Source organism: Streptomyces lydicus (assembly GCF_001729485.1).
GTDB classification, from domain to species: Bacteria; Actinomycetota; Actinomycetes; order Streptomycetales; family Streptomycetaceae; genus Streptomyces; species Streptomyces lydicus_D.
Map to the genome: position 1 here is coordinate 5,273,915 of NZ_CP017157.1, position 16,332 is coordinate 5,290,246.

Sequence of the window (16,332 nt, forward strand, 5' to 3'; positions counted from 1 at the left end):
CCTAGTGTGACGGAATGAGCACCGTGCAGGACCAGGATCAACTCACGGGGTGGCGGCGCTTTCGACGCCGCGTCCCCAATGGCTTCGCCATCGTCTTCAGCGTACTGGGGCTCTTCTGTGCCCTGACGGCGCTGATCGGCCCGCTCCGGCGCGGACTCCACCCGGTGATCTACTGGCTGGACACGCTCACGATCCCGGTGGCGCCGAACTTCGCCTACGCGGCGTTCCTCTTCCTTCTGGGTGCGGCGATGGCCGCCCGCAAGCGCGTGGCGCTGTGGTTCGTCGTGGCGTACATGGTGCTGGTCACCCTGGCCGACGCGCTGTTCCTGGCCGCCGGCTACTGGGAGTTCGCCTTCTCCCTGGTGCTGTGCGCCGGCGCGCTGGCGCTGCTGCTGGTCTCGCACCGCGAGTTCTACGCGATCACCCGGCGCGGCGCGTTCCTGCGTGCCATCGGGGTGCTGATCGGCGGGCTCGTGGCGGCGGTACTGATCGGCTGGGGACTGGTGACGCTGGCGCCCGGCACGCTGGAGGTCGGCGGCGGCAACCGCCTGCTGTGGGCGGCCAACCGCGTGTGCGGCGGGCTGGTCGGCGGCCATCTGGTCGAGGGCCGTCCCCCGCACTGGACCAGCACCGTGCTGGGTCTGCTCGGTGCGCTGGCTCTGCTGAACGCCGCCGCCGCGCTGTTCCGTTCGCAGCGCATGGAGGCCGCGCTGCACGGCGACGAGGAGGACCGGATCCGGGCGCTGCTGGAGCGCTACGGCAGCCAGGACTCGCTCGGCTACTTCGCCAGCCGCCGCGACAAGGCCGTGGTCTTCTCCCCCAGCGGCAAGGCCGCCGTCACCTACCGCGTCGAGGCCGGGGTCTGCCTGGCCAGCGGTGACCCGGTCGGTGACCGTGAGGCGTGGACGCAGGCCATCGAGGCGTGGCTGGACGTCGCCGGACGGTACGGCTGGCAGCCGGCGGTCATGGGCGCGAGCGAGGGCGGCGCCAAGGCGTTCGCCCGCTGCGGACTGAACGCGCTGCAGCTCGGCGACGAAGCGATCCTGCACGTCAAGGACTTCGACCTGGACGGCCGGGAGATGCGGGTGACCCGCCAGGCCGTCAACCGCGTCGAGCGGGCCGGCGCCACCTTCCGCGTACGGCGGCACTCCGCGCTGACCGACGAGGAGATGCAGGAGGTCATCCACCGGGCGGACGCCTGGCGGGACACCGAGACCGAGCGCGGCTTCTCGATGGCGCTGGACCGGCTGGGCGACCCGGCGGACGGCGACTGCCTGCTGGCCGAGGCGTTCGACGGGGACGGCAACATGATCGCGCTGCTGTCCTTCGTCCCCTGGGGCAAGGACGGCATCTCCCTGGACGTGATGCGCCGCGACCGCAGCGCGCCCAACGGCGTCATGGAGTTCATGGTCGCCCAGCTGTGCGCCCAGGCCGGGTCGCTCGGCGTGCACCGGATCTCGCTGAACTTCGCGGTGTTCCGCTCCGCCTTCGAGGAGGGCGCCCGGATCGGTGCCGGCCCGGTGCTGAAGTTCTGGCGCCGGCTGCTGCTGTTCTTCTCCAAGTGGTGGCAGCTGGAGGCGCTCTACCGCTCCAACGCCAAGTACAACCCCGAGTGGTACCCGCGGTTCCTGTGCTACGCGGACGCCGGCGCGCTGGCCCGCATCGGTCTGGCCTCGGGCATCGCCGAGGGCTTCGTGGCCGTACCGAGCCTGGGCAAGCTGTGGGGCAAGGGCCACAAGAAGCGGCTGCTCGCGCCGGCGAGCACCGCGGGCCTGCCGTCGCTGGACGAACTCGGCCTGGTGCAGGCGGCCCCGGCCACCGAGGAGGAGCTGCACGAGCAGGAACTGGCCGCGCTGCCCGAGCAGGTGCGGGTGCGCCACCGCAAGCTGGAGCGGCTGCGCGAGGCGGGCACCGACCCGTATCCGGTGGGCGTGCAGCGCACCCACACGCTGGGTGAGGTCCGCGCGGAGTACCCGGACCTGGCGTCCGGGGCGCGTACCGGCAAGTCCGTCAGTGTCGCCGGGCGGGTGCTGCTCACCCGGGACCACGGCGGGGTGCTCTTCGCGGTGCTGCGGGACTGGTCGGGCGATCTGCAGATCGCGCTGACCCGGGACGGCAGCGGCAAGGAACTGCTGGACCGCTTCGGCTCGGACATCGACCTCGGCGACCACGTCGAGGCCGAGGGCGAGATCGGCGCCAGCGACCGCGGTGAACTGACCGTCTTCGTCACGAACTGGCGGCTGACGGCCAAGTGCCTGCGGCCGCTGCCCGACAAGCGCCGCGGGCTGTCCGACCCGGAGGCCAAGGTCCGCCAGCGCTATGTGGACCTGGTCGTCTCGACGGACGCCCGGGAGAACGTGCGGGCGCGCAGCACGGCCGTCCAGGCGCTGCGCCAGGGGCTGATCGACCGGGGTTACCTGGAGGTCGAGACGCCGATGCTGCAGCAGATCCACGGCGGCGCCAACGCCCGCCCGTTCCACACCCACATCAACGCCTACGACCTCGACCTGTACCTGCGCATCGCGCCGGAGCTGTACCTCAAGCGGCTGTGCGTGGGCGGTATGGAGAAGGTCTTCGAGATGGGGCGGACCTTCCGCAACGAGGGCATCTCGTACAAGCACAACCCCGAGTTCACGATGCTGGAGGCGTACCAGGCGTTCGCCGACTACGACGTGATGCTCGACCTGACCCGGGAGCTGATCCAGGGGGCGGCGATCGCCGCGTTCGGCAGCGCGACCGCCCGCAAGGCGGATGCGAACGGGCGGCTGGTCGAGCACGACATCTCGGGGATCTGGCCGGTCAAGACCGTCTACGGGGCGATCTCCGAGGCGCTCGGCGAGGAGGTCGACGCGGACACCGAGGCGGACCGGCTGCGCCGGCTGTGCAACGCCGCGGCGGTGCCGGTGAAGCCGGAGATGGGCCGCGGCGACATCGTGCTGGAGATGTACGAGCGCCTGGTGGAGGAGAAGACCCAGCTCCCCACGTTCTACAAGGACTTCCCCACCGATGTCTCGCCGCTGACCCGGCAGCACCGCAAGGACCCGCGGCTCGCCGAGCGCTGGGACCTGGTCGCGTTCGGCACCGAACTGGGCACCGCCTACTCGGAGCTGACCGACCCGGTCGAGCAGCGCCGACGGCTGACCGCGCAGTCGCTGCTGGCGGCCGGCGGTGACCCGGAGGCGATGGAGCTGGACGAGGACTTCCTGCAGGCCCTCGAATACGCGATGCCGCCGACCGGTGGTCTGGGCATCGGCGTGGACCGGCTGGTGATGTTCCTGACCGGACTGTCGATCCGCGAGACGCTGCCGTTCCCGCTGGTACGGCGGCGCTGACGGCGGACCGCGGCACACGACGGCAGGGCCGGGACGCCTCCGCGTTCCGGCCCTGCCGTGTGTCGTACGCGGCGGTGCGGGCCCGCTACCCGCCGCCCTCCTGCCGGCGCCGCTCCACCTTGCCGGCCAGGTCACGGCGGGACCGGCGGGCCCGCACCCGGTCGACGACCGACGCGTCCGTGACGTCGAGGAAGAGCTGGTCGAGCTCCCGCCACTTCGCGCGCAGCTCCTCCTTCGTCCGCACCAGCGCCTCTTCGACCTGTTCGCTGTCGAGCCCGGCCACCAGGTCGATACGGGCCGCGAGCATCACCGAGTCCGGGCCGAGCCGCATGGTCATGGCCCCGGTGACGGTGTCGATCTCCGGTTGGGCGTGCAGGAAGTCGATGACCTGCTGTTGCAGTTCGGGCGCCGCCGCCTCGCCGATCAGCTGGCCACGGGCGCTCTTGCCGAGGACGAAGGCGACGTACACCAGCAGCGCGCCGATCAGCAGCGAGGCCCATGCCTCGTAGGCGGACTCGCCGGTGACCATGTGGAGCACCATGCCGCCGACGGCGAGCAGCACGCCGAGGCAGGCGGTGCTGTCCTCGGCCAGCACGGTCCGCAGGGTCGGGTCGTCGTTGATCCGTATCTCGCGCAGCATGCCGCGGTGGTGGGACTTCGCCTGGGTGCGGACCTGTGAGAGGGCGCGCAGCAGCGAGGTGCCCTCGGCGAGCAGCGCGACGGCCAGGACGGCCAGGCCGACGAGATAGCCCTGCTGGGACTCGGACTGTCCCGCGCCGAACGCCTCGATGCCCTGGAAGAAGGAGAAGCAGCCGCCCGTGACGAAGATCCCGACGGCCGCGAGCAGCGACCAGAAGAAGCGTTCCTTGCCGTAGCCGAAGGGGTGGAGCGCGTCCGCCGGACGTGCGCTGCGTTTGAGGGCGGCCAGCAGGAAGACCTCGTTGAGGCTGTCGGCCACCGAGTGCGCGGCCTCGGACAGCAGCGCCGGCGAGCCGGCCACGGCCCCGCCGACCGCCTTCGCCACCGCGATGCCCAGGTTGGCGCCGAGCGCCACCCAGACCGTCTTCCGGGTCTCCCCGTCCCGCTCGCCGGAGGCCGTGGTGTCCGTCCGACGCCCGCCTTCTTGGCTCATGTCCGCCCCGTCCCCTTTTCCGGCCGTCGCTCCGACCTCCTCGCGGTTGCCCCGCGCCGCCCGCCTCATTCCTCCGCCGCGGGCGGTCCGGCGGCGGTGCACGTCCGGTCCCGGCCCCACCGGCGAGGGATGGCCGGACGTCTGACTGAAGTGGGAGCGAGGGGGTACACGACGCCCGATGATCAATGACGGAGGGAGAGAACAGTCGTGAACGCCGAAGCGTTGAACGTCGAGGTGACCGTCGTCGATCCGGAGGTCGCGGTGGTGGCCGTGCAAGGGGATCTGGACGCGGACACCGGCACCTATCTGCACCACCAGCTCGCCAACCAGCTGGTGCACGGGCGCCGGCATCTCGTGCTGGACCTGCGGGCGGTGCCCTTCATGGACTCCTCGGGCCTGGGCATCATCATCCGCGCGATCAATGACACCAAGCGGGTGGACGGGAGCGTGCGGCTGGCCGCCCTCGCCCCGGCTCTTCGGCGGCTGCTGGACCTGACCGGCATCAGTGTGACCACGCCCGTTCACGCGGACCCCGAGGAGGCCCTGGCGGCGATACCGCGGACGCCGCCGGCGCCCGCGGCGGCCGAGTCGGAGGGGGGCGCGTCCGCCGGCGCGGACCGTGCGGCCACCGGGCCGGTGCCCGGGTCCGGCTGACCGGCTCCCGGTAGGGAGATGCCGTCCGGGCCATCAGAGATAGGGTTGGCCGCACAGGATGCTCGGTCCGCGCCCTGGGCGGGCCCGCGGTGAGCCGCCGGGTGCCGACCGCATGCTGTGGAGGCAGCACGCCGAGCGGGCTGCCGCGGTGGGTCGGACAACGCGGATCGGAGCGGCGCTCATGGGCGGTAAGGGCACACCCCCTGCCTCCTCGCAGGATGCGGCTCGCGCCGGGTCCGGGCTGATCGAATTGCTGGAGCTGCTGTGGGAACGGGGCCGGGACGCCATGGGCCCCTCCTCCGTACCGCCCTCGCAGCTGCGGGTGATGTACGTCCTGGACCGGGACGAAGGGATCAACCTGAGGATGCTCGGCGAGGTGCTGGGCGCGGCTCCCTCCGCGGTGAGCAGGCTGTGCGACCGCATGCAGGCGGCCGGTCTGGTGGAGCGGCACCCGAGTGCCGCCAGCCGCAGGGAGCTCGAACTGCGGCTGACCGGTCGCGGCCGGACCTATCTGGCGGACCTGCGGGCACACCGCGAGAACCTGCTGCTGACGACGATCGCGGCCATGACACCGAGCGCGCGTGAGGCGCTGGCCGAGGGCCTGGCCGGGTTCGCCGAGGCGGCCGAGGGGCGTGACCACACCCCCGGCCGGCCGGTGCGCTCGCTCTGGACGCGGTCGGCCTGAGGCCGCTGCGCCACGGGCGCGGCGACCGGCTACCGGCCGTGCCAGTCCAGGCAGACGACGAGGGCGTCGTCCTCCAGTGGCACGGCGGCGCGATAGTCGCTCAGGTCGCGCAGTACGGCGCGGGGCACCTGGGACGGCGGCAGGAGGCTGTTCGCGGTCAGTGAGAGGGCGAGGGCGCGCTCGCCGTAGTGCTCCCCCGTCGGCGAGGCGGTCTCGTAGACGCCGTCGCTGCCGATGAGGAGCCGGTCACCGGGAAGTACCTGGAAGCGCTCGGCCACGTAGGCCGTCTCCTCGAACATGCCCAGGGGCAGTTGGGCGTCGAAGGGGACGGCCTCGACCTCGCGTCGGCGCATGCGCCACATGCGGGGCGAGCCGGCGTCGACCGCTTCGACCTCACCGGTGGCCAGGTCGAAGCGCAGCAGCAGCACGGACGCGTACATGGCGCCGCGGTAGTGGGCGTAGACGGCCTGGTCGGCGAGGTATGCCTGGTCGACGAGGTCGAGGCCGGCGCGACGGGCGTTGCGCAGCGCGTTGACGACGAGGTTGGTCAGCAGTGCCGCTTCGATGCCCTCGCCCATGCCGTTGGTGACCGTCAGGGTGAGGTGGTCGGCGGAGACCGACCAGTCGAAGTTGTCGCCGAAGATCGCGTACGCGGGTTCCAGGTGGGCGCCGAGGGAGAACTCCGGGCGCGCACAGGAGCGGCCGGGCAGGAGCTGCCACTGCATCTCGGCGGCGAGGGTGAGCCGGGAGGCGCGGCGGGCCAGGACGTAGAGGTCGGTATCGCGCTCCGCCACGAGGATCTCGTGGCCCAGCGCCTCGCAGACGTGGGCCATCTCCGGCAGCACCGCCTGGGTGTAGCGGTCGGCGGGCACCGTGACGGTGAGGACCCCCATGCGGTCGCCGCGGATGGTGACCGGCAGGTGGATCGTCGCGTCGGGAAGGCGGGAGCCGACCTCGACGAACGGCTCCTGGGTGCCGAAGGCACGGCCCTGCGGGCTGCCGTTGATCGGCACCCCTTCGACGACGGAGCCGGGCGGCTCCACGGTCTGGAGGGTGGTCATGCCGTAGTCGGCCAGGCGGAGGACGACCCGGTCCGCGCCGTGGCGCTCGCGCAGGAACTCGGCGACGACGTCGACGAGGGTGTGGGGTGCCGCGGCGCGCAGCGCCCGTTCGACGTCGGCGACTCTTTCCACTGATCCTGCTCTTCTCTTGACCGGTTCCAGGCTGTTGACGGGTGCACGGGTGCGGTCCCGGCGACTGGCCGCTCACGCGCCAACAGTTTCCATGTGGCAAAGATATCCCTGCCGCGGCCCCGGCGGGAAACCGCCCGGCGTCCGGGGCCGGCTCGTCGCCACGTCCGCGGCACCGCGCCGGACCGGCCGTTACGGTCGCCGGGCCCGACGGTACGCGCGCGCCCACCGGACCGTCGCCCCCGCACAGCACGCGGCGCGAATTTCATTCTGCCGCATTTGCCGTGACAAACCTCGGACTTCGCATGAATGCCGGATCGAGGTGGGGGCACATGAGGCCATGGAGGTTGATAACTATGGTTCCGCTCCTTCTCGTTCTTCTTCTGGCCCTGCTGCTTTTCGGTGCGGGATTCGCTCTCAAGGCTTTGTGGATCGCCGCGGTGGTGGTGCTGGTCTTCTGGGCGCTGGGATTCGTCATGCGTTCGGCCGGTGCCGGCGGCCGACGCGGTCGGTGGTATCGCTGGTAACCGGTGTCCGGGTTCCCGGCCGCATTTCTCCGGGCCGCGCACCGGTCGGCCCGGACGCTCCGGTTGCGGGTTTCCGAATCTCGACAATGATGCTGTTCAGTGTCCGCGCTGCCATCGGCTGAGCACCTTACGGGCCGTGCCGCGGTGCGTCATCCGAACTGCCGGACGGAAAGGGTTCCGCCATGAGTGCTGGAGAAAAGGCAAAGGCCAAGGCCGAGCAACTGACCGGAAAGGTCAAGAAGGAGGCGGCACGGAGGGTCGACGACGAGAGCGCAGCCGCCGAGGGCGCCGGTCGTAAGTCCAAGGGCGACCTCCGCCAGGCCAAGGAGAAGATCAAGGACGCGTTCAAGGACTGAAGCGTGCACCAGCGGTGCGGGTGGGTGGCGTCGGCGCCGTCCGCCCGCACCGCTGCTGTGCGGGCGGCGTTTGTGGGGCGGCGTTTCCGGGCCCGTCGCGCCGCCGACCTACCGGCGAGTACGCGGAAGTGCGGGATCGGGTGCACATTGTCGCGCGACCGGGGTACGCGACACCTCTGGAAGCCGGTTCGCACGCTGTGGAGGAGGTGACGTGTGACACAGGTAGCGGAGCTGCCCGCCTCGGCCGCCGAGGCCCGGGATCACGTCCACGCCCTGATGGCCACCTGTCCCCGTCCCTGCGGCGAGGACGCGCTGACCGACGCCCTCCTGATCATCTCGGAGCTGGTCACCAACGCCGAGCGGCACGGCGGCGGGATGACCGGCTTCCGGGCCCGGGTCACGGAGGACCACTTCGACGTCACCGTCGAGGACGCGAGCCCGGCCCACCCCACGCTGCCCGGCGAGCGCCCGGCGGGGTCCGTGGGCGGGTACGGCTGGCACCTGGTGCGCCGGCTGGCGACGTCCGTCGCCGTGACCCCGACCGCCCGGGGCAAGAGCATTCACGTGGGCCTGCGGCTCCGCTGAGCCGGGCGCGCGCGGGGCCCGGCCCGCCTCGTGGGCGGCGCCGGGCCCCGCGCCCCGCGCGTCAGACCTTCCGCCAGCGGGCCATCGCGAAGGAGAACAGCCCGAAGAGGGCGAGGCCCGCCGCGATCAGGGCCAGCAACCAGGGGCCGGCCGGCGTGTCGGCGAAGGAGCGGAGCGTGTCGTCCATGCCCTTGGCGCGGCCCGGGTCGTGCCGGACCGCGGCCGTGACGGCGAAGGCGCCGGCCGCCGCGAACACGCAGCCGCGGGCCACCCCGCCGGACACCCCGAGCACATCGACGAGCTGCCGGCTGCGCCGGGACAGCGCGTCCCGCCGGAGGTTCTTGTGGAAGGTGCGCAGCAGGGCCCGCACCGCGATGCCCACGCCGACCGCGGCCACGCCCGCCCCGGCGGCCGCGACCAGCCACGGGCCGCCGGGCAGCTCCAGCGCGGCGGCGGTCGCGTCCCGGGACTGCCGGTCGCTCGCCCCGCTCCCGTCGCCCTTGCTGCCCGCGGCGAAGGCGAGGACGGAGCTCGACACCGTGGCGTAGAAGAGAAAACGGCCGAGGGCGAGCAGTCGCTGCGCGGGCTTGTGGCCGTCCGGGCCCGAGGCGCCGAAGAGCGCCTCCGAGAGGCGCCACAGCGCCATGCCCGCCAGTCCGAGACCGAGCGCCCACAGCGAGGGGGTGCCGAGCGGCCGGCCGGCGACCTCCGCCAGCGCCCCGCCCCGGTCGGCCTGGCCACCGGAGTCGCCGAACGCGATCCGCAGGGCCAGGACGCCGACGAGGAGGTAGATCACGCCCCGTGCCACGAAGCCGCAGCGCGCCGCGACCCGGAGCGCGGGGCTGTGCGCACCTCGCCGGGCCGTACGGCGGCCCGCGCGCCGTATCGGAAGTGTCGCGTCCATCGATGCCTCCAGAAGGGCCTTTCCCCGGTGTCGGGGTGCCTTCCGTTTGCCCTCGGACGCGCGGGGCATTCCCGGCGGTTCGCGGGTGTCACACGAGCGGGAACCCGCCGAAATACATTCCGACCTGGTGCAGGTACGCGTCCCTTGAGGCGAAATCCTCGTCCTGGAAAACCGGGGCGTTCTTGATCTCGTCCCGGGTGCGGCCGAGGTAGATTTTCTGTTCGTCCTGATCGATTCCGGTCACCGTGCCGGCGGGCACCACGACGCGCCTGCCGAGAATCCACGGGCCCGTGTCGACGACGAGGTGCGCGGCGTCCACCTCGTCGGAATGCTTGTCGACCTTGCCGACGCTGCCGTCCAGCGCCTCGACGCGGTATCCCACGAGATGGGTGCCCGCCTCGTATCCGACGTCGGGCAGGTATCCCCAGATATTGGCAGTCATGCTTGTCCTTTCTGCCGGCGAAAAGCGTTCGCCGTGCCGATCACCGCGACATTCCCCGGGTGCCCCGAAGCCGGTGGACAAAACAAAGGGGCGCGTGGAATCGCCGCCCACCGGCCGGGGCCCGTCGCGGGACGCGGCTCAACCCGCGTGCAGCGCCTCGGGGTTGGCGCAGTGCACCAGCGGCTCGCCGCGCAGATGACGGCCGACCTCCTCGGCGACGATCCGGGCGGCCTTGTGCGCGACCTGCTGGCTGCCGCCCGCGATGTGCGGGGTGAGGACGACGCCGGGGGCGGTCAGCAGCCGGTGGCCGGCGGGCAGCGGCTCCTCGGGGAAGACGTCGAAGCCGGCGCCGGCCAGCTGTCCCGCGTCCAGGGCGTCGCAGACCGCGTCGTAGTCGAGCAGCGCGCCCCGGGCGCAGTTGACCAGGACCGAGCCGCGCGGCATCGCGGCGAGCTGCGCGCGGCCGATCATGCCGGTGGTCTCCTCGGTGACCCGCGCGTGCAGCGAGACGATCCGGGACCGGGTCAACAGCTCGTCGAGCGGGACCTGTTCGGCGATGCCGGCCAGCGCCTCGGGGCGGACGTAGGGGTCGTGGACGAGGACCCGGGCGCCCATCGCGGCGAGGACCGTGGCGACCCGGCTGCCGATGGCGCCGAAGCCGATCAGGCCGACGGTGGCGCCGTCGATCTCGATGCCGCAGTTGTCGTAGTCGTAGTAGTCCCCGCGCCAGACGCCGCGCCGCAGGTCGGTGTGGGTGTCGCCGACGCCGCGGGCCGCGGCGAGCAGCAGGGTGAGGGTGTGTTCCGCGGTGGCGGTGGCGTTGCGGCCGGGGGCGTGGCAGACCGGGACGCCGTACCGGGTGGCGGCGTCGAGGTTGGCGTTGACGGGGCCGCCGCGGCTGGTGCAGAACAGCTTCAGGTCGGGGCAGTTGGCGAGGATGCGCTCGGTGAGCGGGCCGTGCTCGGTGACGCAGATCTCGACGCCCTGGAGGGCCTCGATCATCCCGTCCTCGGTGCCGGACGCCTCGATGACCTCGGCGACCGGGCCGAAGGGGGTGTGCGGCCAGTCGAAGCGGATCTCCCGTACGTCCAGCGGAATGTCCCCGGCGGCCGTGCGCACGGCCTCGGTGAACAGGCCGGGGCGGATGAAGTGGTTGCCGGCGGCGAGGACGGTGGTGCTCATGAGGGCTTCGTCTCCTGAGGGGTTGCGGAGGGCGGCGTGGTCAGCGGAGGGCGGGGGCCCGGGTCGGCGCGGGGGCGTTGAAGCTGAGCAGTGCGGTCTGCCCGTGCTCGATGCGGATCTCGGTGAGCGCGCCGTTGTCGAGCCGGGGGAAGACCCGGCGGTAGTCGGCCAGCGGGATGCCCAGCAGATGGCAGAGCAGGACGCGTACGAGGGTGGAGTGGGCGACCACCAGGACCCGGCCGCGGGGTTGTTCGCGGGCGATGTCGGCGAGCGCCCCGGCGGCGCGTTCGGCGGCGTGCCGGGGGTGTTCGCCGTCGGGCAGATGGTGGTCGACGGGGTCGGCGAGGAAGGCGGCCAGCCGGTCCGGGAAGCGCTCGCGCATCTCGTCCCTGGTCAGCCCCTCGCCCTGGCCGAAGTCCACCTCGTAGAGCCGCTCGTCGAGGTGCGGGGTCAGTCCGCAGGCCGCGGCGGCGGGAGCGGCGGTGAGCCGGGCGCGGGAGAGCGGGGAGCTCCAGACGGCGCTGAGGCCGGCGGTGGCGGCCCAGGTGGCGAGGGCGGCGGCCTGTTCGCGGCCGTGGCCGGTGAGCGGCACGTCGGTGCGGCCGGCGTAGCGGTTCTCGGCGTGCCAGACGGTCTCGCCGTGGCGTACGAGGATGAAGTCGGTCACTGTGCTGCCCTCCTGCGGGCGTGGTCGGCCACTGCCTGGCCGAGCCAGCCGCGGCGGGTGAGTTCGTCGATGAAGCGGAGGTGGACCGGGCCGTAGCGGGCGGTGCGGTCCGGCCGGGGTGCGATCTCCCGGTCGATGCGGACCATGGCGGCGGCCGCTTCCCGCAGGCCGGTACCCGAGGAGGTGGCGGCGAGCACGGCCATGCCCACCGCGCTCTCGGCCTGGTGCGGCAGCCGTACGGGGCGGCCGAGGACGTCGGCGCGCAGTTGGTTCCAGTAGGTGTTGCGGGCGCCGCCGCCGGTGAGGGTGAGCGGGCCGTCGACGGGTGCGCCCAGGTGGTCGAGGTGGTCGAAGCAGAGCCGTTCGAGGCAGGCCACGCCGAGGAGGCAGGCGTGGAACTCGGCGGCGCGGGTGGGGGTGTCGCCCAGGACGAAGGGTTCGGCGCCGGGGGCGCGGAAGGGGAAGCGTTCGCCGCCGGCCGAGACCAGCGGGTAGGCGACCGCGTCCGGGTCCAGGGCCGCGGCCCGCGCGGTGAGGGCGTCCAGGTCGGCGCCGGGGAAGCGCTGGGTGAGGATGCCGGCGCCGCTGCTGGAGGCGCCGCCCGGCAGCCAGTTGTCGCCCGGTCCGCGGTGGCAGTAGACGACGCCCGCCGGGTCGCGGACCAGGTGCGGGCTGCTGCCCTTGAGGACGAGGGTGGTGCCGAGCACCGCGTTCCAGGAGCCCGGCGCCAGGGCTCCGGCGCCGATCTGCGCGGCGCAGCCGTCGGTCATCCCGGCGACGACGGTGGTGCCCTCGGGGATGCCGGTGGCCGCGGCGGCCCGGGCGCACACCGCGCCGAGCACGGTCCCGGGACGGACGACCTCGGGCAACAGGCTTGCGGGCACGCCGAGTTCGGCCATCACCTGCTCCGGCCAGCGCTCCGCCACGAGGTGGTAGCCGGTCTTGAGGGCGTGGCTGGCGTCGCTCGCCGCCTGACGGCCCGTCAGGCGCCAGGTGATCAGGTCGACCTGGTGCAGCAGCCGGGCACCGGCCGGGGGCCGGCCGGCGTCCTCCAGCAGCGCCACGAGCTTGGGCAGCGCCCAGGACGGCTGCATGCTGCGGTAGCCCAGCTCCTGCCAGACGTCCGCCCCGGCGGCGTTCACGGCGGCGGCCCGGGGGCCGGCGCGCCCGTCGTCGTACATCAGCCCCGGGGTGAGCGGGGTGCCGTGGGCGTCGGCGAGCAGGATCGTGCCGGAGGTGCCGTCCACGGCCAGCCCGCGGACCTGCCGGGGATCGAGGCCGGTCAGGGCCTTGCGGCAGGCGGCGGACAGCGCGCCCCACCACTCCTCGGAGTCCTGCTCGTGCCGGTTGCCGTCGCGCCGGCTGGTCAGCGGGCGGGTGGCGGTGGCGAGGACCCGGCCGGTGCCGTCGACGGCGGCGCAGCGTGCGCTCTGGGTACCGAGGTCGAGGCCGAGCCAGATGCCGTCGAGGGGGGTGGCCGGGGTGCCGCGGGGGCGGTGCGGGTCAGTCAAGGGTTCCTCCAGGGGCGGTACGGGGGGTTGCCGCGGGGTCGACGGGGTTGCCGGTGGCCTCGGCCGCCCGTCGGGCGTTCCCCGGGCGGGCGGCGCCGCCGGGCCGCGCCGCCGCGGCTTCGGGCCACCGCGCGCGGCCGCGCCAGCCGGCCTCGCGGGCGAGCCCGCGCCACCCGAGGAAGTCCTCGTAAAGCGCGGCGTAGAACTCCGCCCGCGTCGGGTCCGGCTGCCAACTGCGCTGCATCCGGACGTACTTGGCGGCCGCGCTGTGCATGCTGGTCTCGGCCCCGGTGCGGACGAGACCGGTGAGGAAGGCGCCCTTGGCACCGAGTTCGGTGTCGCCGGAGCGGGCGGTGGGCACACCCGTGGCGTCCGCGATCAGTGCGCACCAGGCGTCGCTGTTGGCCCCGCCGCCGCACAGCCGCAGCTCGCCGACGTCCGTGCGGGCCGCGGCCAGCGCGTCGCGCAGGACCAGCGAGAGCCCGTCGAAGACGGCGCGTGCCAGGTCGGCGGGGGTGTGCTCCAGGGACAGGCCCCAGAAGGAGCCACGGGCCCCCGGGTCGAGGAACGGGGCGCGCTCGCCGGCCGGCGAGAGGTACGGCAGGAACATCAGGCCGCGGGCGCCGGGCTCCGATTCGAAGGCCAGTTGTGCCAGCTCGGGCGGTCCGGGCAGGTGCAGCAGCCGGGCCGCCCAGCCGAGCACCTCGGCGCCGTTGAGGGTGGGGAAGGCCCGCAGCACGCGTTCGCGGCCGCGGTAGGCGATGTGGATGCCGGACGGCTCGCCGTCGGTGTCGATGTGGGTACGGACGATCTCGGTGCACAGCGTGGTGCCGAGGATGGCGCACGCCTGGCCGGGGTTGACCACGCCCACGCCGCGGGCGGTGGAGGCGATGTCGTAGGGCGCCATCACGACCGGGAGCCCGGCGGGCAGGCCGAGTTCGGCGGCGGCCCGGCTGGTCATCTCGGCGATCCGCTGCGACTCCCCCAGGACGGTGGGCAGCAGCCGTTCGTAGGCGCCGAGGCCGAACAGGTCGAGGATGGCGGGGTCGTAGGCGCCGGTGGCGTGGTCGAGGAACGGGGCGGAGGCGTCGGATTCATCGGTCGCGCGGACCCCGGTGAACCGCAGGAAGAGCCAGCCGGCGGCGGTGAGCGAGGTGGCGGAGCGGGCCAGCCGCCCGGGGTCGTGCGCGGCGAGCCAGCTGAAGAGGGCGTTGGGCATCCCGGCGCAGGTCAGCGACCCGTTGCGGCGGAACGCGGCCTCCAGGACGCCCTCGCGCTGCCAGGCGGTCAGCTGGTCGCCGGCGCGGCCGTCGGACCACAGGATGGCGGGCCCGGTGGGCCGGCCGCGGTCGTCGACGAACCAGGCGCCGTCGCCCTGGGCGGTGAAGGACACCAGCCAGACCGGGTCGGTCAGCCCGTCCAGCACGGTGCGGACGGTGTGCACGACGGCGTTCCAGACGGCGTCCATGTCCTGTTCGGCCCAGCCGGGGTGCGGGCGCAGCACCTCGGTGGTCCGGCGGGCGACGGCGATCTCGGTGCCCTGGTCGTCGAAGACCACGGACTTGATCACCGTGGTGCCGACGTCGACGGTCAGTACGGACATCAGTGCGCGCCTTTCACGCCGGTGCCGAGGCGGCGGCGGTCGCGGAGCCGGGGTCCGCGGCGGCGGCCCGGGCCGTCCCCGCCTCGTCCGGCAGCTGGAGGAAGTGGGCGAGCAGGAAGCTCACCGCGTACATCCCCGCGAAGATCCAGATGACCCCTTCGACGCCGAGCGGGCCGACGAAGACCGCGACGACGGCCGGGCCGACGAAGGTGCTGGCGCCCGCGCCCAGGTTGAGGGCGGCCAGCGCCTGCCCCTGGTGCTTCGGCTCCAGCGTGGGCACCAGCGCTGAAAGCGGGACATAACCTGCCAGCGTAGCGCCGTAGAAGGCGGCGACGAGGAGGGCGAGCGGGAAGTTCGGGCCCGCGACGTGCGGGACGTAGAAGAGCAGCAGGGTGCTCACCGTGCAGCCGGCACCGCCGAACCAGGCGATGGTGCGGCGCCAGCCGAGGCGGTCGCCGACCACGCCGAACAGCAGGTTGGCGAAGATGTTGGTGGCGAACATCGCGCTGAGCAGGTGCAGCCACTGGGTGAGGCTGAAGCCGACGGTCCTGGTGAAGTGGATCGGCATGATCACGAAGAAGCCGAACTGCGAGGCTGTGTTGATGACGCGGACGAGGGAGCCCACCCCGACCCGGGGGTTGCGCCACAGCACGGTGACACTGCCGACCAGCGTGGCCAGCGGCCCGTCCCCGGCGCGCGGCCGCCGGCCGCCGTGGTCGTCGCGGACCAGCAGCAGGGCGATCAGTCCGCCCGCGGCGACCAGGGCCAGCGCGGCCCACAGGGTGGCGTAGGAGCCGATCCGCGGGATGAGTCCGCTGGCGACGAGCGAGCCGAGGGTGGGCAGCCCGCCGGTGAAGGCGAACCAGAACCACCCCATGGCGGTGCCCAGCCGGGCCCGCGGCGCGACCCCGGCGATCCAGACCAGGAAGCCGTACGCGAACAGCGGGTAGCCCAGGCCGCGCAGCCCGTAGCTGATCATCATCAGCGGGTAGCCGGCCAGCGGGATCGCCGCGGTCAGGAAGAGCAGCTGGAAGACGGCCCAGATGGCCAGGCCGGTCCACATCACGCGGCGCGGGCCCCAGAGGTCGGAGAGCACCCCGGAGAGCCAGGCGGCGAGGCCGGCCGCGATGCCGTAGACGGTGAAGAGCAGCGCGACCCGGGACTCCGAGACGCCCCGGTCGATGAGGTACGGCGACAGGTAGCCGGACTCGACCCCGTCTCCGATCATGAAGAGGAGGAGTCCGAGGTATCCCCAGGCGAGGGTCGGCGGGATGCCCAGGCGGGTGATCAGCGAACGCGGCGGAGAGTTCGTCATCGAATCTCCCTTTCTGCGGCGGCGGCAGGAGGGGTGAGGGGTGGGAACGGAGCGATGGAACAGCCGCGCAGAATCGGGCGTCAATGGCCGGTGGAATCTTCGCACCGAAGCCATGACCAGCCATGTTGCGTCCCACCGGAACCGCATGTGGACACCGCGGCCGCCGCGCGCGCAGTGTTAAATCCGTGCGAACATAACGCGGCGAATTCACCGGGTGGACGGGGCGGCGCCGGCGGAGGGAGCGGAG

General features: G+C 73.0%; 15 protein-coding genes. 6 read left to right on the top strand and 9 right to left on the bottom strand.

All coding sequences use genetic code 11. The features are described 5' to 3' along the window. Positions 1–14 precede the first annotated feature (14 nt). Positions 15–3,332, top strand: a complete 3,318-nt coding sequence (gene lysX / locus SL103_RS22970) for a bifunctional lysylphosphatidylglycerol synthetase/lysine--tRNA ligase LysX (protein WP_069570845.1) — start codon at positions 15–17, stop codon at positions 3,330–3,332. Between the two features lie 85 nt (positions 3,333–3,417). On the opposite strand, the gene SL103_RS22975 is transcribed toward lysX, so the two are convergent. Then, complete coding sequence (locus SL103_RS22975) at positions 3,418–4,464, bottom strand: cation diffusion facilitator family transporter (protein WP_069570846.1); 1,047 nt, start codon at positions 4,462–4,464, stop codon at positions 3,418–3,420. A 207-nt stretch (positions 4,465–4,671) separates the two neighbouring features. Between SL103_RS22975 and SL103_RS22980 the strand changes: the two genes are divergently transcribed. Further along, on the top strand, positions 4,672–5,118 hold the full coding sequence (locus SL103_RS22980; RefSeq protein ID WP_069570847.1) for an STAS domain-containing protein: 447 nt from the start codon (positions 4,672–4,674) through the stop codon (positions 5,116–5,118). A gap of 181 nt (positions 5,119–5,299) precedes the next feature. Next, positions 5,300–5,803 carry a MarR family winged helix-turn-helix transcriptional regulator gene (locus SL103_RS22985; protein WP_069570848.1) on the top strand — a complete coding sequence of 168 codons (504 nt, stop codon included), beginning with the start codon at positions 5,300–5,302 and terminating at the stop codon, positions 5,801–5,803. Positions 5,804–5,832: 29 nt separating this feature from the next. Here SL103_RS22985 and SL103_RS22990 read toward each other — a convergent pair whose 3' ends face one another. Then, complete coding sequence (locus SL103_RS22990; RefSeq protein WP_069570849.1) at positions 5,833–6,996, bottom strand: PP2C family protein-serine/threonine phosphatase; 1,164 nt, start codon at positions 6,994–6,996, stop codon at positions 5,833–5,835. A 353-nt stretch (positions 6,997–7,349) separates the two neighbouring features. Here SL103_RS22990 and SL103_RS22995 point away from each other — a divergent pair, with 353 nt between their 5' ends. From SL103_RS22995 to SL103_RS23005, 3 genes are all read left to right on the top strand, one after another. Further along, on the top strand, positions 7,350–7,520 hold the full coding sequence (locus SL103_RS22995) for a hypothetical protein (RefSeq protein ID WP_033265478.1): 171 nt from the start codon (positions 7,350–7,352) through the stop codon (positions 7,518–7,520). A gap of 182 nt (positions 7,521–7,702) precedes the next feature. Next, entirely contained in the window at positions 7,703–7,876 is a 174-nt protein-coding gene (locus tag SL103_RS23000) for a CsbD family protein (protein WP_069570850.1), read from the top strand. 213 nt (positions 7,877–8,089) lie between these two features. After that, positions 8,090–8,461, top strand: a complete 372-nt coding sequence (locus tag SL103_RS23005) for an ATP-binding protein (RefSeq protein WP_069570851.1) — start codon at positions 8,090–8,092, stop codon at positions 8,459–8,461. Between the two features lie 61 nt (positions 8,462–8,522). Here SL103_RS23005 and SL103_RS23010 read toward each other — a convergent pair whose 3' ends face one another. The 7 genes from SL103_RS23010 to SL103_RS23040 form a co-directional block, all read right to left on the bottom strand. Next, positions 8,523–9,365, bottom strand: a complete 843-nt coding sequence (locus SL103_RS23010; RefSeq protein ID WP_069570852.1) for a DUF1206 domain-containing protein — start codon at positions 9,363–9,365, stop codon at positions 8,523–8,525. 88 nt (positions 9,366–9,453) lie between these two features. Next, positions 9,454–9,807, bottom strand: a complete 354-nt coding sequence (locus SL103_RS23015; RefSeq protein WP_069570853.1) for a PRC domain containing protein — start codon at positions 9,805–9,807, stop codon at positions 9,454–9,456. A 138-nt stretch (positions 9,808–9,945) separates the two neighbouring features. Beyond that, positions 9,946–10,989: a 2-hydroxyacid dehydrogenase gene (locus SL103_RS23020; protein ID WP_069570854.1), complete on the bottom strand. Its 1,044-nt coding sequence runs from the start codon at positions 10,987–10,989 to the stop codon at positions 9,946–9,948. A gap of 40 nt (positions 10,990–11,029) precedes the next feature. Further along, positions 11,030–11,656 carry a histidine phosphatase family protein gene (locus SL103_RS23025; protein ID WP_069570855.1) on the bottom strand — a complete coding sequence of 209 codons (627 nt, stop codon included), beginning with the start codon at positions 11,654–11,656 and terminating at the stop codon, positions 11,030–11,032. Next, positions 11,653–13,167: an FGGY-family carbohydrate kinase gene (locus tag SL103_RS23030; RefSeq protein ID WP_069570856.1), complete on the bottom strand. Its 1,515-nt coding sequence runs from the start codon at positions 13,165–13,167 to the stop codon at positions 11,653–11,655. Before SL103_RS23030 ends, SL103_RS23025 begins: the two co-directional genes overlap by 4 nt. After that, positions 13,160–14,770 (bottom strand): FGGY-family carbohydrate kinase, encoded by a 1,611-nt coding sequence (locus SL103_RS23035; RefSeq protein ID WP_069570857.1) that lies wholly within the window; start codon positions 14,768–14,770, stop codon positions 13,160–13,162. The genes SL103_RS23030 and SL103_RS23035 overlap by 8 nt, the downstream gene beginning before the upstream one ends. A gap of 13 nt (positions 14,771–14,783) precedes the next feature. Further along, positions 14,784–16,085 (bottom strand): MFS transporter, encoded by a 1,302-nt coding sequence (locus tag SL103_RS23040; protein WP_069570858.1) that lies wholly within the window; start codon positions 16,083–16,085, stop codon positions 14,784–14,786. Positions 16,086–16,332: the final 247 nt, after the last annotated feature.